Raw genomic sequence first — 19,673 nt, forward strand, 5'->3', positions numbered from 1 at the left:
CCGTCCGTCCGGTGGTGGCGGTGGCGGTGGCTACCGTGGCCGTGACGACCGTCCGTCGTACGGTGACCGTCCGCGTCGTGACGACCGTCCGTCGTACGGTGACCGTGAGCGTCGGGACGACCGTCCGCGTGGCGAGTTCCGGCGTGACGACCGCCCCTCCTCCGGTGACCGTGAGCGTCGGGACGACCGCCCCTCCTACGGTGACCGTCCGCGTGGCGAGTTCCGTCGGGACGACCGTCCGTCCTATGGCGACCGCCCGCGTCGGGACGACCGCCCGTCGTACGGCGACCGTCCGTCCGGTGGTGGCGGTGGCTACCGCGGCCGTGACGACCGCGACCGGGGTGGCCGCGGTGGCAGCCGGCCGTACGGTGACCGTGGGGACCGCGGCGGGCGTTTCGAGGGCCGCCGTGACGACCGTCGGGACTACGACGACCGCCGTGGCTCGCAGGAGCCCGTCCAGCGGCTGCCGATCCCGGAGGACGTCACCGGGTTCGAGATCGACGCCGATGTGCGCCAGGACCTGAAGAGCCTGCCGAAGACCCTGGCCGACGACGTGGCGCGCAACCTGGTGATGGTCGCCCGCCTGCTCGACGGCGAGCCGGAGGAGGCCTACAAGTACTCCCGCGTCGCGCTGCGGCTGGCCTCGCGCGTCGCGAGCGTCCGTGAGGCGGCCGGTTTCGCCTCCTACATGACGCAGCGTTACTCGGAGGCGCTGACCGAGTTCCGCGCCGCCCGCCGGATGACCGGCCGTGCCGACCTGTGGCCGGTGATGGCGGACTGCGAGCGCGGTCTGGGCCGCCCGGAGCGCGCGCTGGCGATGGCCGGCGAGCCCGAGGTGAAGCAGCTGGACAAGGCCGGCCAGGTCGAGATGCGCCTGGTCGCGGCGGGTGCCCGCAGCGACATGGAGCAGTTCGACGCCGCCGTGGTGACGCTGCAGAGCCCCGAGCTCGCGTCCAGCTCCGTCCAGCCGTGGACCGCCCGTCTGCGGTACGCCTACGCGGAGGCGCTGATCGCCGCCGGGCGCGGCGAGGAGGCCCGCGACTGGTTCGCGAAGGCCGCCGAGGCCGACACCGACGGCTCCACCAACGCCTCGGAGCGGCTGGCCGAGATCGACGGCCTGGAGTTCGTCGACGCGCTGGACGATGAGGCTGCGGAGGAGGAGGCCGAGCAGGCCGAGGCCCCCGCCCGCAGGATCGCGCACGACGAGATCGGCGACGACCGCGTCATCTACGAGGACGAGGAAGACGTCGAGGAGTACTACGACGAGGACGACCTCGAGATCGACGAGGCCGACGAGGACGGGGCGTCCGAGGCGAAGGACGGCGGCGAGGACGCGCACCGGCGCGACTGATCCGGCGTCCCCCGGGACCGGAGTGACGGAGGGCCCCACCGCAGCCGCGGTGGGGCCCTCCGTCGTTGTGTGCCGTGTGCGGTGTTCCGTGTGCCGTGCGGCCGGTGTCAGCCGAGGGCGAGCGAGCGCAGGACCAGTCCGGTCGCCGGCTTGGGGCCGAAGGAGGTCGACTTGCGGGGCATGGTGACGCCCTGCTCGGCCAGCCGCCGGACGACCCGCTCCTCGACCGGGTGGAGCAGGACGGCCGTGCCGCCGCTGCGGGCGGCCTCCTGCTCGGCGGCGCGGGCGGTGTGCAGGTAGCCGATGTGGTCGGGCGCGTCCGGGACCTGCCAGGTGTGGTCCAGCAGCGTCTCGTGCAGGACGGTGGCGTCCAGCCGCCGCCACTCCTCGGGCCGGTCGGTGCGGACGGTGGCGGCGATCCGCTCCTCGTCCGGCTCGCCGACCAGTCGGTACACGCCGTCGCCACCGGTCAGCAGGAAGGCGTTGCCGCCCTGCTCCTTGGCCTCGGCGAGGGCCTGCAGGGCCGCGTCCAGCGGTCCGGGCACCTCCTTGACCTGCCAGTGCGGGGCGAGCGCGGCGACCGCGGCGGCGACCGGCAGGCGGTAGAGGACCCGGTGGATGGCCCGCACGTTGAGCGGGTAGCGGGCGGTGTCGACGAGCAGCACCAGGCCGCGGTCCCAGGGGCTGCGCGGCAGGTGGCGGTGCTCGCGCTGGAGCCGCAGGTACATCTCCCAGCGGTGGTGGCCGTCGGCGATCAGGGCCCGGCAGGTGGCGAGGTCGCGGGTGACCTCGGCGAAGTCGGCGGGGTCGGTGACCGCCCAGAGGCGGTGGTCGGTGCCGTCGCTGGTCGTGGTGGCGAGCAGCGGTTCGCGGCGGGCCGCGCGCTCGATCACGCCGGCGGCGCCGCCGCTGCCGCGGTAGGTGAGCAGCAGCGGTTCGAGGTTGGCGCGGGTGGTGCGCATCAGGCCGACCCGGTCGGCCACCGGCCGCGGCATGACGTCCTCGTGCGGCAGGACGACACCGGCCTCGCGGCCGCTGACGGCGAGGGCGCCGATCAGGCCGCGCTGCAGGGTGTCGCCGCCGGGCTCGTGGGTGCGCTGCTCGTAGACGTAGAGCGCGGGCACCGGGTCGGCGGCGAGGACGCCCTGCTGCTGCCACTCGGCGAGGAGCCGGGCGGCGTGCCGGTAGCGGGTGTCGCGGTCCGGGCGGTCCCCGGCGTCCTCCGGCTCGGGCCGGGGGAGGATCAGCCGGACCACGTTGTGCGGGTCGGCGGTCTCCAGGTCCTGCCGGCGGCCGGGGTCGACCACGTCGTACGGCGGCGACGTGACCGCGGCGAGCGTACCGACCCGGTCGGGGACGTACCGCAGGCCGCGGAAGGGGGACAGGGACAGCCCTGCGGTCGCGACGTGCCCGGGGTCGCCGGGGCCGCCCGCCGGAGCCGCAGCTCCGCTGTCCGCACTGGGTGCACTCATCGAATCTCCTCGCGTGGAAACCCCTGCCTCCGATCGGGAGGGCCGGTGTTCACGTACAGGATCGCAGCAGGGGCGGCGGCGTCCCTCCGTATCGGTATCAGTGCACGCAGGGCGGGGCACCCCGGGGACGTGATCACGGGTGCGGATCGGGGCATGTTCACCGGGCGGGGAGTGTTGCCAGATCGGTGGAGAGGCCAGGGCGCCCGGTGACGGGGCCGGGCAGGGACCGGGAGCGAGGGACGGCATGAGCGGAGGCCAGGAGCGGGTGGGCGGCACCGAGGGGACGGGCGCGCCCGGGGGTGACGTGTACGACTGGTTCCGGCGCGGGGTGCAGCTGTTGGACCAGCGGCATCCGGCGGCGGCCGTGCAGCTGCTGGCGCGGGCGGCGGAGGCGGAGCCCGACTCCCGGTCGATCCGGGAGGCGCTGGCCCGCGCCCAGTTCGACACCGGCTCGTACGCGGCGGCGTTGGAGAGCTTCCGGGCCGTTGCACTGGCCGATCCGTCCGACGACTACGCTCAGTTCGGGTGGGGCGTGTCGGCGGCCCGGCTGGGCGACTTCGAGTCGTCCGCCGAGCACCTGGCGCTGGCGGTGGCCATGCGGCCGGAGAACGCCCACTACCGGGCTGCACTGAGGCAGACCAGGGCGACGCTCGCCGCACGGGCCGGGGCCTTCGGGCCGCTGCTGCCCGGGGCACCGGGCCGGCTGGCGCCGCCCGAGGAGTCCGACGGCGGGCAGTGAGGTGCGGCAACGGCGCCGCGTCCCCGAGCGACGCCGCCCGACGTCCGGCACGCGACGACGGACGACGACGCATGCCGCACGAAGACAGATGGCGCATGACGCGTGACGCGTGACGCGTGACGTGTGACGTACGACGAGGGAACGAGGACGAGCAGACGATGACGGACACCGCGAGCAGCCGGACCACTGCGGAGACGGACACCGGGGAGGCGGCGACCGCCGCGGCGGGCCGGGGGCGGACGGCCCCGGGCGGGTCCGACCGGCCGCTCGTCGAGGCGTACGACACCGCGCTGCTGGACCTGGACGGGGTCGTCTACGCGGGGCCGCACGCGATCGAGCACGCCGTGGAGTCGCTGGCGGCCGCCCGGGACGCCGGGATGCGGCTGGCCTACGTCACCAACAACGCCTCCCGGCCGCCGCGGGTGGTCGCCGAGCACCTGACCGAGCTCGGGGTGCCGGCCGAGGCCGGGGACGTGATCAACTCGGCGCAGGCGGCGGCCCGGTTGGTGGCGGCGAAGGTGCCGGCCGGCTCGAAGGTACTGGTGTGCGGTGGCGCCGGCCTGGTCGAGGCGCTGGCCGAGCACGGCCTGGTCGCCGTCCGGTCGATGGACGAGCAGCCGGTCGCGGTGGTGCAGGGCTTCGACCCGTCGCTGGGCTGGAAGGACCTCGCGGAGGCTTCGTACGCGGTCGCCGCGGGGCTGCCCTGGATCGCCTCCAACACGGACCTCACGGTGCCGACCGGGCGCGGCATCGCGCCGGGGAACGGGATGCTGGTCGCGGCCGTGCGGGCGGCGACCGGCGAGGAGCCCGAGGTGGCGGGCAAGCCGCTGCCGCCGATGCACCGCGAGACGGTGATCCGCACCGGAGCGAAGCGGCCGCTGGTGGTCGGCGACCGCCTGGACACCGACATCGAGGGCGCGTTCAACGGCGGGGTCGACAGCCTGCTGGTGTTCACCGGCATCGCCACGCCCGCCCAACTGCTCGCCGCACCGGCCGAGCACCGGCCGACGTACCTGGCCGCCGATCTGCGCGGCCTGCTGGCGCCCCAGCCGGAGGTCTCCGCGGTCGACGGCGGGTACGCGTGCGGCGGTTGGACGGCGCGGGCGGTGGACGGTGCGTTGGTGCTCGGGGGTTCCGGCGACCGTTGGGACGGTCTGCGGGCCGTGTGTGCGGCGGCCTGGACGGCGCTGGACGCGGACGGCGGTCCCGTGGACGGGCGCAAGGCGCTGGCCGAACTCGGTTTCTGAGACCTGGCCGCCGGGGTGCTCCGCCGTGCGGCCGGAGCGGCGGTCGGATCGCGGTCAGAGCAGGGTGCGCAGCCGCAGGAGGTCGCGGAAGCCGGCCTCCAGCCGGACCCGGCCGGCGGCCCAGGCGGACGCGAAGTTGAGTCGGCCGCCGACGAGGGCCACCAGGTCGTCGCCGCTCATCGTGAGCCGGATGTCGGCCTTGGTGGCGGGCCTGCCGGGGGCCTCGGTCACGTCCGTGATCCGCCCGTCGCGCAGGCGGCCGGTGAAGGTCAGGCCGAGGTCGGTGAGGTGGCAGGTCAGTGAGCGGTCCATGGCGGCGGCCTTGCGGACGTCGCCCTCGGAGCCGGCCAGGTTGCGGCTGAGCTGTTCCAGTGCCGCGCGGCACTCCTCGATGCTGGCCATCGCCGTCCCGCTCCCGTCGACCGCGGTCGGAGGGCCGGGCGGCCGTCCGATCGCCCCCACGCTAACCCAGCGGGGGAACCCGGCCGGTCGTGCGGTGCAGCGGCGCAGGGGCGGTACGGGGTAGCGTCGGAGCGGACCCGGGCAAGCGGAGGAGGCGTTCGGATGCTGCGTGATGCGGTGCGGGGCGTGGTGGTGGTCGCGGCGGGGATCGCGGAGGAGGCGGGCCGCCGAGTGGTGGGGGCGGCGTCCGACCTGCTGGAGCGCAGCGGGGTCGACGTCGCCGCGGTGGAGAAGAGGGTCACAGAGCAGCTGCCGCCCTCGGTGCGGTCGCTGCAGATATTGGCGACCGAGGCGGTGACGGTCGGCCGGGCCGGTGTCGACCTCGCGGTCGGGGTGGCCCGCGGTGAGGTGGAGCGGGCCTTCGAGCGGGTCGGCGACCAGATGGTGAAGGTCGGCGTCGTGCTGAGCTACCTGGAGGGCAGGCTCCGGGCGGTGGACGAGGACGAGGACGCGGTGTCGGCGCCGCGGGCGGCCGCGAAGCCCGCGAACCGGGCGGACGGCCTGTTCGACGCCGGGTGGGACGACGAGGAGCCCGAGCCGGTGGTGGCCGAGCCGGCCCGCACCGAGCCCGCCCGTCCGGAGCCTGCTGCGGAGTCCGCGGCCGGGGCGGAGGCCGGGACCACGGCCGGGACCGGGGCCGCCCCGGACACGGCGAAGCCCGCCGCCGCGCCGTCCGCCGCCGCGAAGAAGTCGCCCGCGAAGCGTGCACCGGTGAAGCGGACCGCCGCGCAGCCGGCCGCAGCCGACGACGCCGCGGCGAAGGAGGCCGCCGCGAAGAAGACCGCGGACGCGAAGAGCACGGCGAAGAAGACGACGGCCGAGAAGAGCACGGCGAAGAAGACGACCACCAAGCGGACGACCACCCGCAAGGCGACCGCGAAGCGCACCGCGGCCCAGCCCGCCGCGGTGAAGAAGGCGGCGGTGAAGAAGACCGTCGTCAAGAAGACCGTGACCCGCCGCGCGGCCCCGGAGAAGGGGGACGGCGGTGCCTGAGTCCGCCCGCACCGGTCACCCGCCGGTGGACGACGCACTGGACCGGCTGGCGGCGCTGGACGGGGCGGAGACCGAGGCGCACCCCGCGGTGTACGAAGATGTTCACCAGCGGCTGACCGACATCCTGGCCGCGCTCGACGACGAATGACCGCCCGCCCCGGCCGTGCCGGCCGGAGGGGCGCGTAGGAGATGGAACAGCAGTGGCAGTGGCACGACGCCGACTCGACGCGGAGCTGGTGCGCCGCAAGCTGGCCCGGTCGCGGGAGCACGCGAGCGAACTGATCGCAGCCGGCCGGGTGACGGTCGGCGGTGCGACCGCGACCAAGCCGGCGACCCAGGTGGAGACCTCGGCCGCGGTCGTGGTGGCGAAGGACGACAGCGACCCGGACTACGTGTCCCGCGGCGGCCACAAGCTGGCGGGGGCGTTCGCCGCGTTCGTGCCGCAGGGCCTGGTGGTCGAGGGGCGGCGGGCACTGGACGCCGGTGCGTCGACCGGCGGCTTCACCGACGTGCTGCTGCGGGCCGGGGCGGCGCACGTGCTGGCGGTCGACGTGGGCTACGGACAGCTGGCCTGGTCGCTGCAGAGCGACGAGCGGGTCACCGTGATGGACCGCACCAACGTGCGGGAGCTGACCGTGGAGGGGATCGGCGGGACACCGGTCGACCTGGTGGTGGGCGACCTCTCGTTCATCTCGCTCGGCCTGGTGCTGCCGGCGCTGGCGGCCTGCAGCGCGCCGGATGCAGACCTGGTGCTGATGGTCAAGCCACAGTTCGAGATCGGCAAGGAACGGCTCGGCAGCGGCGGTGTGGTGCGCAGCCCGGAACTCAGGGCCGAGACGATCCGTCAGGTAGCTGGAGAGGCTCGGCAGCTCGGCCTGGGAGTGCGGGCGGTCACAGCCAGCCCGTTGCCGGGGCCGTCCGGCAACGTCGAGTACTTCCTGTGGCTGCGGCGTGACGCGCCGCAGCTGGACCCGGCCGAGGCGGACCGGGCCGTCGCGGAGGGCCCCCGATAGGGTGCTCGACGGACGTCCTGCCCCCGCCGCAGCGCGGTGGAGGCCGTGCGGGTCGACGACGATCCGGCAGACGTTAGGGAGAGGGCAGCGGGCATGAGCGATGAACGTACGGTCTTCCTGATCGCGCACACCGGCCGCGAGGCGGCGCTGCGCAGTGTGGAAGGGCTGGTGCACGGCCTGCTGAAGGCGGGGATCAGAATCCGGCTGCTGGCGTCCGAGGCGGTCGGCCTCGACCTGCCGGAGGGTGTCGAGCGGGTGCCCGGCGGGCACGGGGCGGCGGACGGCTGCGAGCTGATCCTCGTCGCGGGCGGCGACGGCACCCTGCTGCGGGGGGCGGAGCTGGCCCGCGAGTCGGGGCTGCCGATGCTCGGGATCAACCTGGGGCGGGTGGGCTTCCTCGCGGAGGCCGAGCGGGACGACCTGGCGGTGGTGGTCGAGCGGGTGGTCGACGCCGACTACGAGGTCGAGGAGCGGATGACGATCGACGTCCTGGTGCGCACCAACGGTGACGTCATCCACGAGGACTGGGCGCTGAACGAGGCGTCGATCGAGAAGGCGGCCCGGGAGCGGATGCTGGAGGTGGTCACCGAGGTCGACGGCCGGCCGGTGTCCAACTTCGGCTGCGACGGGGTGGTCTGTGCGACGCCGACCGGCTCGACGGCCTACGCGTTCTCGGGCGGCGGCCCGGTGGTGTGGCCGGAGGTGGAGGCGCTGCTGATGGTGCCGATCAGTGCGCACGCGCTGTTCGCGCGGCCGCTGGTGACCTCGCCCGAGTCGGTGCTGGCGGTCGAGGTGCAGCAGAAGACCCCGCACGGGGTGCTCTGGCTGGACGGCCGCCGTTCGGTCGAACTCCCCGCCGGTGCACGGGTGGAGGTGCGCCGGGGCAAGACTCCGGTGCGGCTCGCCAGGCTGCACCGGGCGCCGTTCACCGACCGGCTGGTGGCCAAGTTCGCGCTGCCGGTGACGGGTTGGCGCGGCCGGGCGGGCAACCACCACTGACCGACCTTCGGCCGCCGGGCCGATCCCCCTCCGCCGACCGGTCGGTGACGGCCGGTCGGCCGGAGGTGGCAGTGACGGGTGGTCAGACCGCGAGCGGCTGGGGATCTCCGGCCGCCGACGGCCGGTTGCTGCCGCGGGCGGCCCGGGCGGCGGCCTCGGCGAGCCGTTCCACGGCGGCCGGTACGGCCGCTGGAGGCACGGTGAGGGGGATGCGCAGGTAGTCCTCGAAGGCGCCGTCCACACCGAAGCGGGCGCCCGCGGCGAGCCGGACGCCGATCCGCTCGCCCGCCCGGGCGAGTGCCGTCCCGGAGGTGCCGGCGGTGCCGAGCCAGAGGGCGAGGCCGCCCGGCGGCAGGGTGAACTCCCAGTGGGGGAGCCGCAGTCGCAGTTCCGCGGCGAAGGCGTCGGCGCTCGCCCGCAGCCGCTGCAGCTGGTGCGCGCGGACCTCGTCGAGCTGTTCGGCGATCATCTCGGCGGCGATCAGCTGGTCGAGGACGGGCGTGCCGACGTCGCCGAACACCCGGTCCGAAGCCAACTGCCGTACCAGGGCGGGTGCGGCGCGCAGCCAGCCGATCCGCAGACCGCCCCAGAGCAGCTTGCTGGCCGAGCCGACGGTGATCACCTGGGCGGTGCGGTCGAGGGCCGCGGTGGGCCGGGGCAGGGCGCCGTCGTCGGTGCCCCAGCCGAGCTCGGCGGTGGTCTCGTCGACGAGCAGCACCGTGCCGGACGTGCGGGCCGCGGCCAGCAGGGCGCGGCGCTGCTCCTCCGGGACGAGCGCGCCGGTCGGGTTGTGGAAGTCCGGGACGACGTACGCCACCTTGGGCGCGGAGTCGCGCAGGGCGCGGCGCCAGGCGGCGAGGTCCCACTGGGGTGCCGGGCCGGTCGGCCGGGCGAGCGGGACGGGAACGAGACGGGCGCCGGCCCGGCGCAGCAGCTGCAGGCTGTGGGCGTAGCTGGGCGCCTCGACGGCGACCCGGTCGCCGCGGCCGAGCAGCGCCCGCCGGGCGAGCTGCAGTGCGCCCATCGCGCCGGTGGTGACGAGGATCTGGTCGGGGGAGGTCGGCAGGCCGCGGGCGGTGAAGCGGCGGGCGATCGCCTCGCGGAGCACGGGGACGCCGGTCGGGTAGTGGCCGTGCCCGGCGGCGTACGCGGGCAGCTGTTCCAGGGCGCGGGCGGCGGCCCGGCCGAGGTGGGGCTGCGGGGCGGGCAGGGCGGCGACGCCCAGGTCGATCACGGTGTCGCGCTGGTCCGGGGGGACGGGCTGCAGGGCGTCGGCGGGCGGCCGGGTGCCCTCGGGGAGGACCGTCCAGCTGCCGGCGCCGCGGCGGCTTCGCAGGTAGCCGTCGGTGCGCAGGGCCTCGTAGGCGGTGGCGACGGTGGTACGGCTGAGGGCCAGTTCGGCGGCGAGTTCGCGTTCGGCGGGCAGCCGGGTGCCGACCGGGAGGCGGCCGTCGGCGAGGAGCGTCCGGACCTGTCCGGCGAGCGTGCGGTACGCGGAGCGGCGGCCGTCGCCGTCGGGTGCGCGGGCCGTCCGCAATAGCCGGGCGAAGGCGGGCGGGGTGATGGTGGTGTGCCACTCGGACATCGGATTTTCCAGTCCACCTGATTCGAATTGGACCTGGATGGCGGTCGTGCGGACCGCCCATGATGGCGCCAGTCCGCGCATCACCGCAAGGGAGACCCCATGGCCGCCGCGCCCACCGCCGGGACCGTTCCACCGACCGCCGAGCCCACCACCGGGGCCGCCGTGACCGCCATCGTGACCGCCGCCGACGCGGCTGCCGACGCCGCCGAGAAGACCGCCGACGCCCCTCGCCCGCCGTCCCGGCTGGGCCGCCGGGTGCCCCAGCTCGCCGCCGGGCTGGTGCTGTACGGCGTGAGCATGGGCCTGATGCTGCGCGCCTCGCTGGGCGGCAACCCCTGGGACGTCCTCCACCAGGGCCTGGCCCGGCACTTCGGGCTGAGCGTGGGCACCTGGGTGACGCTGGTCGGCGCCTGCGTCCTGCTGCTGTGGGTGCCGCTGCGGCAGCGGCCCGGGGTCGGCACGATCGGCAACGTGCTGGTGCTGGGCGCGGCCATGGACGCCACCCTGCGGCTGGTCGAGGGACCGCACGCGCTGCCCTCCCGGATCGCGCTGCTGGTCGCCGGCATCGTCCTGAACGGTCTCGCCACCGGCCTCTACATCGGTGCCCGGCTCGGCCCCGGCCCGCGGGACGGCCTGATGACCGGCCTGCACCGGCGCACCGGCCGCTCGCTGCGGCTGATCCGCACCGGCATCGAGCTGACCGTGCTCACCGCCGGCATCCTGCTCGGCGGCACCTTCGGCGTCGGGACGATCGCCTACGCGCTGGCGATCGGGCCGCTCGCCCAGTTCTTCCTGCGCTGGTGCACCGTGCCCGGAGGGTCCGCGGCCTGAACGGGTCCCCGACCGGTGGCGGCCCGGTCGGGGACGGCCGGGGCGGGGCGTCCGGGGGATCGCGGGAACCGGCCCGGAAGGGATGAACTTGGCGCTGCGGGGGACGGGCTCGTCGCGCATCGACGGTGGTACCTCGTAAGGTCGTCTCCGTGTTGGACGAGATGCGGATACGGGATCTTGGCGTCATCGACGACGCCGTGGTCGAACTGGCACCGGGATTCACGGCCGTGACGGGCGAGACCGGCGCGGGCAAGACCATGGTGGTGACCAGCCTCGGCCTGCTGCTCGGCGGCCGGGCCGACCTGGCGCTGGTGCGCAACGGCTCGGACCGTGCGGTGGTCGAGGGCCGGCTCAGCCTGCCCGAGGGATCCCCGGTGGTGGCCCGCGCCCTGGAGGCCGGGGCCGAGCTGGACGACGGCGAACTGCTCATCAGCCGTACGGTCTCGGCGGAGGGCCGCTCGCGCGCCCACGTCGGCGGCCGCGCCGTCCCGGTGGGCCTGCTGGCCGAGCTCGGCGAGGACCTCGTCGCGGTGCACGGCCAGACCGACCAGCAGCGGCTGCTGCGCCCCTCCCGGCAGCGCGGCGCGCTCGACCGGTACGCCGGCGAGGCCGTGGCCGGGCCGCTGGCCCGCTACCGCGAGGTGTACCGGCGGCTGCGCGAGGTGTCGGCCACGCTGGAGGAGCTGACCACCCGGGCGCGGGAGCGCGCCCAGGAGGCCGACCTGCTGCGCTTCGGCCTGGAGGAGGTCGCCGCGGCCGAGCCGGTCGCCGGCGAGGACGTGGAGCTCGGCGCCGAGGCCGAGCGGCTCGGCCACGCGGATGCGCTCTCCTCCGCCGCGACGCTGGCGCACGCCGCGATGGCCGGCGACCCGGCCGACCCGGACGCCGTCGACGCGGGCACCCTGGTCGCCCAGGCCCGCCGCGCGCTGGACGCCGTCCGCCACCACGACGAGCGGCTCGCCGCCCTCGCCGACCGGCTGAACGAGGTCGGCTACCTGCTGGCCGACGTCGCCGGCGACCTCGCCGGGTACGCCGACGACCTGGACGCCGACCCGGTGCGGCTGGCCGCGGTGGAGGACCGCCGGGCCGTCCTCGGGCAGCTGCTGCGCAAGTACGCCGGTGCCGAGGGCACCCTCGCCGAGGTGCTGGAGTGGGCCGAGGCCGGTTCGCTGCGGCTCGCCGAACTCGACGGCGACGACGAGCGGATCGACGAGCTCGGCGCCCAGGAGACCGAGCTGCGGGCCGAGTTGGCGGAGCTCGCGGCCGAGGTGTCGGCCGCCCGGTACGCCGCCGCCGACCGGTTCGCGGCCGCCGTCTCCGCCGAACTCGCCGAACTCGCCATGCCGCACGCCCGGGTGAGCTTCGCCATCAGCCAGGTCGACGACGCGTCCGGCCTGGAGGTCGGCGAGCGCACCGTCGCGTACGGCTCGCACGGCGTGGACGAGGTCGAGGTGCTGCTCGCCCCGCACCCGGGTGCCCAGCCGCGGCCGATCGCCAAGGGTGCCTCCGGCGGTGAGCTGTCCCGGGTGATGCTCGCCGTCGAGGTGGTCTTCGCCGGCGCCGACCCGGTGCCGACGTACCTGTTCGACGAGGTCGACGCGGGTGTCGGCGGCAAGGCGGCGGTGGAGATCGGCCGCCGGCTGGCGAAGCTCGCCGAGTCGGCGCAGGTCGTCGTGGTGACGCACCTGCCGCAGGTCGCCGCGTTCGCCGACCGGCACCTGGTGGTGGAGAAGACCAACGACGGCACCGTCACCCGAAGCGGCGTCAAGGCGCTGACCGACGAGGAGCGGGTCCGCGAGCTCTCCCGGATGCTCGCCGGTCTGGAGGACTCCGAACTCGGCCGCGCGCACGCCGAGGAGCTGCTCGCCGCGGCCCGCGCGCCGCGCAGCCGCTGACGGCCGGCCCGTCGCGGGGCCGTTCATCCGCCCGGGGGAGCGGCCCCGACGCGCCCGCGCACGGCGCCGACTGTCCAAGACCCGGCCCGACCTGGCATGGTGGCGGCTGGACAATGGCTTTCCAGTCCCGAGGACCGTCCGCGGGAACCCGCCTTCCCCGCCCACCGGCGGGCGCAGGGCAGTCGTCGGCCGACCCGGGCCGGGGCAGGGGGTCCGGCGACGGTGCTCGTCACCTGAACGAGTCGGAGCGAGACGACGTGGACCATTCCGCCGCCAAGGGCGCCGCAGCGGCCCATGAAGAGCCCGGCCAGCTGCGGGCGGTGCTCGTCCTGTCGGCGGGCACGGGGGGCATCGGCGCCCATGTGCGTTCGCTCGCCCAGGGGTTGGTCGCACACGGTGTGACCGTGACGGTCTGTGCGCCGGAGAGCGCGGACACCCGGTTCGGCTTCTCCCGCACCGGCGCGCGGTTCCACCCGGTGGACATCACCCCGACCGCGGGCGCGCGCAGCGACGCCGCCGCGATCGGCGAGCTGCGCCGTGCGTTCACCGGCGCGGACGTCGTCCACGCGCACGGTCTGCGGGCCGGCCTGCTCGCCGACCTCGCGCTGCGGACCGCCGGCCGCTTCCCCGGTCTGCGCCCGGAGACCCCGCTGGTGGTCACCTCGCACCACGCGATGCTGGCCACCGGTCTCGACCGCCGGCTGCAGCGGCTGATGGAGCGGCGGGTGGCGCGCGCCGCCGACCTGGTGCTCGGCGCCTCCTCCGACCTGGTCGCCCGGGCCCGCGAGCTCGGCGCGACCGACGCCCGGCTCGGCCCGATCGCGGCACCGCCGCTGCCGCCCGCGACGCTGGACCGGGAGGCCGCCCGGGCCGCGCTGTTCGACGGCAAGGACGAGCCCGCCCGGCCGCTGCTGCTCGCGATCGGCCGGCTGGTGCCGCAGAAGTCCTTCGGCCTGCTGCTGGACGCGGTCGGCCGGCTCGGCGACCTGGACCCGCTGGTGGTGGTCGCCGGCGACGGCCCGGACGGCCAGCCGCTGCGCGAGCGGGTCGCCGCCGAGGGCCTGCCGGTGCGGATGCTCGGTCACCGCACCGACGTGCCCGACCTGCTGGCCGCCGCCGACGCGGTCGTCCTTTCCAGCCGCTGGGAGGCCCGCTCGCTGGTCGTCCAGGAGGCGATGCGGGCCGGGGTGCCGGTGGTCTCCACCGCGGTCGGCGGGGTGCCCGAGCTGGTGGGCGACGCGGCCGTGCTGGTCCCGTACGGCGACGCCGCCGCGCTGGCCGGGGCCGTCCGGACGCTGATCGGCGACCCGCAGCGGTGCGCCGACCTCGCCGAGGCCGGCCGTCAGCAGCAGCTCACCTGGCCGGACGAGTCCGACACGGTCGCCCAGGTGCTCTCCACCTACGACGAACTGGTGCAGCGCGGCTGACGGCCGCCCGGCCGTCAGCCGGCGTCGCGCTCGGCGGCGCTGCGCTCGACGCAGAACTCGTTGCCCTCGGGGTCGGCGAGGGTGACCCAGCCGGTGCCGTCCGGCCGGCGGTGGTCGGCGACCAGGGCGGCGCCGAGGCCGACCAGCCGCTCGACCTCCTCGTCCCGGGTGCGGTCCTGCGGCTGCAGGTCGAGGTGGACGCGGTTCTTCACGCTCTTGCGGTCCGGCACTGTGACGAACAGCAGCGTGCCGGCCTTGCTCTCGACCAGGGCCTCGGGGTCCCCGGGGTGGTCGTCCTCGTGCAGGGAGGCGTCCAGGGCCGCGGCCCAGAAGCTGCCCAGCCCGTAGGCGTCGGCGCAGTCGATGGTGATGTGTCGTACGAGAGAAGCCATGGGCGCCAGTCTGCGGCGCCGGTCACGGCCCGTCCACCCGTTTGTCGACAGCGCGTCAGGCGGCGCCTCAGTGCTGCTGACCGGCGCCGTAGGCGCCGCCGCAGGCGGTGAGCCGCAGGGCGGTGTCGATCAGCGGCACGTGGCTGAACGCCTGCGGGAAGTTGCCGACCTGGCGCTTGGCCCGCGGGTCCCACTCCTCGGCGAGCAGGCCGACGTCGTTGCGCAGCGCCAGCAGCCGGTCGAAGAGCTCGCGGGCCTCGGAGACCCGGCCGATCATGGCCAGGTCGTCGGCGAGCCAGAACGAGCAGGCCAGGAACGCGCCCTCGTGGCCGGACAGCCCGTCGACGTTGTCGCCGTGCGCGTCGTGGGTGGGGTAGCGCAGGACGAAGCCGTCCTCGGTGGACAGTTCGCGCTGGATCGCCTCGATGGTGCCGATCACCCGCTTGTCGTCCGGCGGCAGGAAGCCGACCTGGGGGATGAGCAGCAGCGAGGCGTCGAGCTCCCGCCCGCCGTAGTACTGGGTGAAGGTGTTGCGCTGCTCGTCGTAGCCCTTCTCGCAGACGTCCGCGTGGATCTCCTCGCGCAGCGCCTTCCAGCGCTCCAGCGGGCCCTCGGTGCCGGTGTCCTCCAGCAGGCGGATCGTCCGGTCGACGGCGACCCAGGCCATCACCTTGGAGTGCACGAAGTGCCGGCGCGGCCCGCGGACCTCCCAGATGCCCTCGTCGGGCTCGCGCCAGTGCTTCTCCAGGTAGCTGATCAGCTTCAGCTGCAGCTGGTGCGCGTGGTCGTTGCGGACGAGCCCGGTCATGTGGGCGAGGTGCAGCGCCTCGACGACCTCGCCGTAGACGTCGAGCTGCAGCTGGCCCGCGGCGCCGTTGCCGACCCGGACGGGCAGCGAGGACTCGTAGCCGGGCAGCCAGTCCAGGGTGGACTCGGTGAGCTCGCGCTCGCCGGCGATGCCGTACATGATCTGCAGGTTCTCCGGGTCGCCGGCGACGGCCCGCAGCAGCCACTCGCGCCAGGCGCGGGCCTCCTCGCGGTAGCCGGTGCGCATCAGCGAGGAGAGCGTGATGGCCGCGTCGCGCAGCCAGGTGTAGCGGTAGTCCCAGTTGCGCTCGCCGCCGACGTCCTCCGGCAGCGAGGTGGTGGGCGCGGCGACGATGCCGCCGGTGGGGGCGTAGGTGAGCGCCTTGAGGGTGATCAGGGAGCGGACCACGGCCTCCCGGTACGGGCCCTGGTGGGTGCAGTGGCCGACCCACTCCGCCCAGAACCGCTCGGTGGCCTCCAGCGCGGCCTCCGCGTCGGCCGGAGCGGGCGCCGGCAGGTGGGAGGCCTGCCAGGTGAGGGCGAAGGCGATCCGCTCGCCCGCGCCGACGGTGAAGTCGGCGTACGTGGTCAGGTCGCGGCCGTACGTCTCGGCCTCGCCGTCGAGCCAGACCGAGTCCGGGCCGGCCACGGCCACCGTGCGGTGCCCGCCGTCCGGCTGCTCCACCCGGTGCACCCAGGGCACGACCTTGCCGTAGCTGAAGCGCATCCGGACGGCGGAGCGCATCCGGACCCGGCCGGTGACGCCCTCGACGATCCGGATCATCTGGGGCACGTCGGGGGTGCCGAGCAGGTGGCGGGGCGGCATGAAGTCGATCACCCGGACGGTGCCGCCCTTGGTGTCCCACTCCTGCTCCAGAACGAGCGAGTCGCCGCGGTAGGTGCGGCGGTCCGCGGGCACGGCCGGGGCGGAGGCGGTGGGCGGCGGGATGCGCAGGTCACCGGTGTCGGCGGTGGAGTGGTCCGCGTGGAAGGTGTGGTCGCGGTGCTCCTCGGGCGACGGCGCGGCGGCCACCGCCTCGGCGGGGCCGATCCGCCAGAAGCCGTGCTCGTCGGTGCCCAGCAGACCGGCGAAGACGGCCGGCGAGTCGAAGCGGGGCAGGCACAGCCAGTCCACCGCCCCGTCCCTGCTGACCAGGGCGGCGGTCTGCATGTCCCCGATGAGTGCGTAGTCCTCGATACGGCCGGCCACGTGGGTCTCCCAGTTCGCGATGTGGCTGCGCCGACGGCGGGCACGGGCGGGCCGGGGCCGCCCGCCGGTGGGCCAGGGGCACTCGCGAGGTCCGTTGGGGTGGCGGGAGGGCTCGTGGGTGCCCGGCGGGGCCGGTGGGGCCCCTGGCTCTGACCGGGCGCGGGGCGGGACGGGGGGCTTCCGGATCGCGCACCGGGGACCGAACGGAGTCGGCCGACCCCCTCGCCCTCCGCGTGCTCTGGTGTCGGCGATGCGTCCGAGAAGAATACGTCGGCCGTACGCCCCGGGGCACGCGCAGGGACGGTCCTGCGCCGGACTCGCACCGGATTGACCAGCCCGGCTGGTCCCCTCGGGTGATCGCCGGTGATCCGTCCGAGTCATCCGGAGCTGATCCTTCCACCGCGGCCGGCGTCCCCGCGGGAGGCCCTCGGACGGCCCGCGGAGGGCCCGCCGGGGGCACGCCGCCCCGGGCCGGACCGCGTCCCGTCCGGTGCGCTGATACCCTGGTATCCCGTGGACTGGTGGGCAGCACACAGCTGAGGACCACCCCCGATCCGCCGATTCGACGACCCCGCCGGTGCTCCGGCGTGCAGATGCGTCGACGCGCGGACGAGCGGAGGTCCGGCCACCGGGAGTCACCCTCGACACCGCGACCCACGGGAGCCCCCTCTTGGCACAGCCCCATTCCGGTAAGTCGGCCGCCGGCCGCGCCGTGACGACCAAGCACCTCTTCGTCACCGGGGGTGTCGCCTCCTCGCTCGGCAAGGGCCTCACCGCCTCCAGCCTGGGCGCGCTGCTCAAGGCGCGCGGCCTGCGCGTGACGATGCAGAAGCTCGACCCGTACCTCAACGTCGACCCGGGCACGATGAACCCGTTCCAGCACGGAGAGGTCTTCGTCACCGACGACGGCGCCGAGACCGACCTCGACATCGGCCACTACGAGCGGTTCCTCGACACCAACCTGCACGGCTCGGCGAACGTCACCACCGGCCAGGTGTACTCGACCGTCATCGCCAAGGAGCGCCGCGGCGAGTACCTGGGCGACACCGTCCAGGTCATCCCGCACATCACCAACGAGATCAAGTCCCGGATCCGCCGGATGGCGACCGAGGACGTCGACGTCGTCATCACCGAGGTCGGCGGCACCGTCGGCGACATCGAGTCGCTGCCGTTCCTGGAGGCCGTCCGCCAGGTCCGCCACGAGGTCGGCCGGGACAACGTCTTCTTCGTGCACGTCTCGCTGCTGCCGTACATCGGCCCCTCGGGCGAGCTGAAGACCAAGCCCACCCAGCACTCCGTCGCCGCGCTGCGCAACATCGGCATCCAGCCCGACGCGATCGTGCTGCGCGCCGACCGCGAGGTCCCGCAGGCCATCAAGCGCAAGATCTCGCTGATGTGCGACGTGGACGAGGAGGCCGTGGTCGCGGCCATCGACGCCAAGTCGATCTACGACATCCCGAAGGTGCTGCACGGCGAGGGCCTCGACGCCTACGTGGTGCGCCGCCTCGACCTGCCGTTCCGCGACGTCGACTGGACCACCTGGGACGACCTGCTGCGCCGCGTCCACGAGCCGCAGCACATCGTCAAGGTCGCGCTGGTCGGCAAGTACATCGACCTGCCCGACGCGTACCTGTCGGTGACCGAGGCGCTGCGCGCCGGCGGCTTCGCCAACAACGCCCGCGTCGAGATCAAGTGGGTCACCTCGGACGACTGCCTGACGCCCGAGGGCGCGCAGGAGCAGCTCGGCGACGTGGACGCGATCTGCATCCCCGGCGGCTTCGGCGACCGCGGCGTGGACGGCAAGGTCGCCGCGATCACCTACGGTCGCGAGAACGGCATCCCGCTGCTGGGCCTGTGCCTGGGCCTGCAGTGCGTCGTGATCGAGGCCGCCCGGAACCTGGCCGGCCTGCCCGAGGCGAACTCCACCGAGTTCGACGCGGCCGCCAAGTACCCGGTCATCTCGACCATGGCCGAGCAGCTCGCCATCGTCGACGGCAAGGGCGACCTGGGCGGCACCATGCGCCTGGGCCTCTACCCGGCGAAGCTCGCCGAGGGCTCGATCGTCCGCGAGGTCTACGGCGGCGAGCAGTACGTCGAGGAGCGCCACCGTCACCGCTACGAGGTCAACAACGCCTTCCGCGCCGACCTGGAGAAGACCGGCCTGCAGTTCTCCGGCCTCTCGCCCAAGGGCGACCTGGTCGAGTACGTCGAGTACCCGCGCGAGGTCCACCCCTACCTGGTCGCCACCCAGGCGCACCCGGAGCTGAAGTCCCGCCCGACCCGCCCGCACCCGCTGTTCGCGGGCCTGGTCGCCGCGGCCATCAAGATCAAGACCGGGGCCCAGTAGGCCCGGGACGCCGCTGCGTCCTCCCGGTGACCGGACGGCGGTCGTGCGGATTCCCCCGCACGGCCGCCGTCCGGCTGTTCGCGGACGGTTGTGGCCGCAGGCTGAGGGTGCGTCGGGTTAGATTGTGTCGTACTGACGAAAAGGGGAGTTCGATGGACTTTCAGCAGCAGATCCGGGACGCCGCCGAGCAGTGGCCCGTCCGCGCGGGCGAGACGCCGTTCAAGGGCCGGGTCACCGGGGTGCGCACCGAGGAGGTGCAGATGCCCGACGGCTCCTGGGCGCGCCGCGACTACCAGACCCACCCGGGCTCGGTGTCGGTGCTCGCCCTGGACGACCGGCAGCGGGTGCTGATCCTGCGGCAGTACCGCCACCCCGTCCGGCAGCGCCTGTGGGAGCTGCCCGCCGGCCTGCTGGACGTGCCCGGCGAGAACCCGCTGCACGCCGCCCAGCGGGAGCTCTACGAGGAGGCCCATTGCAAGGCCGGCGAGTGGCGGGTGCTGGTCGACTTCTACACCTCGCCCGGTGGCACCGACGAGGCACTGCGGCTCTTCCTCGCCACCGACCTGTCCGAGGCCGAGGGGGACCGGTACGCCGCCCACGGCGAGGAGCTGGAGATCGAGACCGCCCGCGTCCCGCTGGAGGAACTGATCGGGCTCGTTTTCGCGGGCCGGCTGCACAACCCCACGCTGATCACCGGCACCCTGGCCCTGCACGCCGCCCTCACCGGCGAGGGGCTGGACGCCCTGCGCCCCGCGGACTCGCCCTGGCCGGCCCGCCCCTTCCGCCAGGACTGAGAGGCAGCGCTTCCGGCGGACCTCAGGGGCGCGGGGAACCGCGCGGTCCGGGGTTGGTGCTGGTGACACTTCGGGCCGGCCCCTGTTCCGTGCGGCGGCCCGCATCCGC

17 protein-coding genes are annotated in these 19,673 nt (G+C 74.9%); 12 read left to right on the top strand and 5 right to left on the bottom strand.

Annotation, left to right across the window (positions count from 1 at the left end; translation table 11 throughout):
* Positions 1–463: 463 nt before the first annotated feature.
* Complete coding sequence (locus IE98_RS0127230) at positions 464–1,351, top strand: tetratricopeptide repeat protein (protein ID WP_078661346.1); 888 nt, start codon at positions 464–466, stop codon at positions 1,349–1,351.
* A gap of 107 nt (positions 1,352–1,458) precedes the next feature.
* Here the strand turns inward: IE98_RS0127230 and IE98_RS0127235 are convergent, their stop codons facing one another.
* The gene (locus tag IE98_RS0127235; protein ID WP_078661347.1) at positions 1,459–2,823 is read right to left on the bottom strand and encodes a DUF1015 family protein; all 1,365 of its coding nucleotides are present in this window, start codon (positions 2,821–2,823) and stop codon (positions 1,459–1,461) included.
* 244 nt (positions 2,824–3,067) lie between these two features.
* On the opposite strand from IE98_RS0127235, the gene IE98_RS0127240 reads away from it, so the two are divergent.
* Both IE98_RS0127240 and IE98_RS0127245 read left to right on the top strand, forming a co-directional pair.
* On the top strand, positions 3,068–3,562 hold the full coding sequence (locus IE98_RS0127240) for a tetratricopeptide repeat protein (RefSeq protein ID WP_043175251.1): 495 nt from the start codon (positions 3,068–3,070) through the stop codon (positions 3,560–3,562).
* A 158-nt stretch (positions 3,563–3,720) separates the two neighbouring features.
* Positions 3,721–4,809 carry an HAD-IIA family hydrolase gene (locus IE98_RS0127245; RefSeq protein WP_078661348.1) on the top strand — a complete coding sequence of 363 codons (1,089 nt, stop codon included), beginning with the start codon at positions 3,721–3,723 and terminating at the stop codon, positions 4,807–4,809.
* Positions 4,810–4,863: 54 nt separating this feature from the next.
* Here IE98_RS0127245 and IE98_RS0127250 read toward each other — a convergent pair whose 3' ends face one another.
* Entirely contained in the window at positions 4,864–5,211 is a 348-nt protein-coding gene (locus IE98_RS0127250) for an SCP2 sterol-binding domain-containing protein (RefSeq protein ID WP_030273383.1), read from the bottom strand.
* A gap of 162 nt (positions 5,212–5,373) precedes the next feature.
* Between IE98_RS0127250 and IE98_RS48350 the strand changes: the two genes are divergently transcribed.
* The 4 genes from IE98_RS48350 (at position 5,374) to IE98_RS0127270 (ending at position 8,276) form a co-directional block, all read left to right on the top strand.
* A complete protein-coding gene (locus IE98_RS48350) occupies positions 5,374–6,264 on the top strand; it encodes a hypothetical protein (RefSeq protein ID WP_106976720.1) in 891 nt (296 codons plus the stop codon).
* Complete coding sequence (locus IE98_RS50170) at positions 6,257–6,412, top strand: hypothetical protein (RefSeq protein ID WP_199922974.1); 156 nt, start codon at positions 6,257–6,259, stop codon at positions 6,410–6,412. Before IE98_RS48350 ends, IE98_RS50170 begins: the two co-directional genes overlap by 8 nt.
* A gap of 58 nt (positions 6,413–6,470) precedes the next feature.
* Positions 6,471–7,277, top strand: a complete 807-nt coding sequence (locus IE98_RS0127265) for a TlyA family RNA methyltransferase (protein WP_030273386.1) — start codon at positions 6,471–6,473, stop codon at positions 7,275–7,277.
* A gap of 93 nt (positions 7,278–7,370) precedes the next feature.
* The gene (locus tag IE98_RS0127270) at positions 7,371–8,276 is read left to right on the top strand and encodes an NAD kinase (RefSeq protein ID WP_030273388.1); all 906 of its coding nucleotides are present in this window, start codon (positions 7,371–7,373) and stop codon (positions 8,274–8,276) included.
* Between the two features lie 82 nt (positions 8,277–8,358).
* Here IE98_RS0127270 and IE98_RS0127275 read toward each other — a convergent pair whose 3' ends face one another.
* A complete protein-coding gene (locus tag IE98_RS0127275; protein WP_052391032.1) occupies positions 8,359–9,861 on the bottom strand; it encodes a PLP-dependent aminotransferase family protein in 1,503 nt (500 codons plus the stop codon).
* Positions 9,862–9,960: 99 nt separating this feature from the next.
* On the opposite strand from IE98_RS0127275, the gene IE98_RS0127280 reads away from it, so the two are divergent.
* The 3 genes from IE98_RS0127280 (at position 9,961) to IE98_RS0127290 (ending at position 14,014) form a co-directional block, all read left to right on the top strand.
* Positions 9,961–10,692 carry a YczE/YyaS/YitT family protein gene (locus IE98_RS0127280; protein ID WP_234443689.1) on the top strand — a complete coding sequence of 244 codons (732 nt, stop codon included), beginning with the start codon at positions 9,961–9,963 and terminating at the stop codon, positions 10,690–10,692.
* Positions 10,693–10,853: 161 nt separating this feature from the next.
* A complete protein-coding gene (gene recN, locus IE98_RS0127285; protein ID WP_030273393.1) occupies positions 10,854–12,587 on the top strand; it encodes a DNA repair protein RecN in 1,734 nt (577 codons plus the stop codon).
* Between the two features lie 257 nt (positions 12,588–12,844).
* Positions 12,845–14,014: a glycosyltransferase family 4 protein gene (locus IE98_RS0127290; RefSeq protein ID WP_030273396.1), complete on the top strand. Its 1,170-nt coding sequence runs from the start codon at positions 12,845–12,847 to the stop codon at positions 14,012–14,014.
* 14 nt (positions 14,015–14,028) lie between these two features.
* On the opposite strand, the gene IE98_RS49425 is transcribed toward IE98_RS0127290, so the two are convergent.
* Together IE98_RS49425 and IE98_RS0127300 are read right to left on the bottom strand one after the other, a co-directional pair.
* Positions 14,029–14,406, bottom strand: coding sequence for a VOC family protein (locus tag IE98_RS49425; protein WP_030273398.1), 378 nt, complete (start codon positions 14,404–14,406; stop codon positions 14,029–14,031).
* Positions 14,407–14,473: 67 nt separating this feature from the next.
* On the bottom strand, positions 14,474–16,423 hold the full coding sequence (locus IE98_RS0127300) for a glycoside hydrolase family 15 protein (protein ID WP_030273400.1): 1,950 nt from the start codon (positions 16,421–16,423) through the stop codon (positions 14,474–14,476).
* A 670-nt stretch (positions 16,424–17,093) separates the two neighbouring features.
* Between IE98_RS0127300 and IE98_RS0127305 the strand changes: the two genes are divergently transcribed.
* Complete coding sequence (locus IE98_RS0127305; RefSeq protein ID WP_324605801.1) at positions 17,094–18,770, top strand: CTP synthase; 1,677 nt, start codon at positions 17,094–17,096, stop codon at positions 18,768–18,770.
* 152 nt (positions 18,771–18,922) lie between these two features.
* A complete protein-coding gene (locus IE98_RS0127310; protein ID WP_030273404.1) occupies positions 18,923–19,564 on the top strand; it encodes an NUDIX domain-containing protein in 642 nt (213 codons plus the stop codon).
* Positions 19,565–19,673 lie beyond the last annotated feature (109 nt).

The sequence above is a fragment of the Streptomyces sp. NRRL B-24484 genome, from assembly GCF_000717715.1.
In the GTDB taxonomy this organism is placed as follows: domain Bacteria; phylum Actinomycetota; class Actinomycetes; order Streptomycetales; family Streptomycetaceae; genus Kitasatospora.

Excerpts from the sequence above, each read along its gene's own strand:
- IE98_RS0127235 (WP_078661347.1), bottom strand. The coding sequence starts at position 2,823 with ATGAGTGCACCCAGTGCGGACAGCGGAGCTGCGGCTCCGGCGGGCGGC.
- IE98_RS0127240 (WP_043175251.1), top strand. The coding sequence starts at position 3,068 with ATGAGCGGAGGCCAGGAGCGGGTGGGCGGCACCGAGGGGACGGGCGCG.
- IE98_RS0127245 (WP_078661348.1), top strand. The coding sequence starts at position 3,721 with ATGACGGACACCGCGAGCAGCCGGACCACTGCGGAGACGGACACCGGG.
- IE98_RS0127250 (WP_030273383.1), bottom strand. The coding sequence starts at position 5,211 with ATGGCCAGCATCGAGGAGTGCCGCGCGGCACTGGAACAGCTCAGCCGC.
- IE98_RS48350 (WP_106976720.1), top strand. The coding sequence starts at position 5,374 with ATGCTGCGTGATGCGGTGCGGGGCGTGGTGGTGGTCGCGGCGGGGATC.
- IE98_RS0127270 (WP_030273388.1), top strand. The coding sequence starts at position 7,371 with ATGAGCGATGAACGTACGGTCTTCCTGATCGCGCACACCGGCCGCGAG.
- IE98_RS0127275 (WP_052391032.1), bottom strand. The coding sequence starts at position 9,861 with ATGTCCGAGTGGCACACCACCATCACCCCGCCCGCCTTCGCCCGGCTA.
- IE98_RS0127280 (WP_234443689.1), top strand. The coding sequence starts at position 9,961 with ATGGCCGCCGCGCCCACCGCCGGGACCGTTCCACCGACCGCCGAGCCC.
- recN (WP_030273393.1), top strand. The coding sequence starts at position 10,854 with ATGCGGATACGGGATCTTGGCGTCATCGACGACGCCGTGGTCGAACTG.
- IE98_RS49425 (WP_030273398.1), bottom strand. The coding sequence starts at position 14,406 with ATGGCTTCTCTCGTACGACACATCACCATCGACTGCGCCGACGCCTAC.
- IE98_RS0127310 (WP_030273404.1), top strand. The coding sequence starts at position 18,923 with ATGGACTTTCAGCAGCAGATCCGGGACGCCGCCGAGCAGTGGCCCGTC.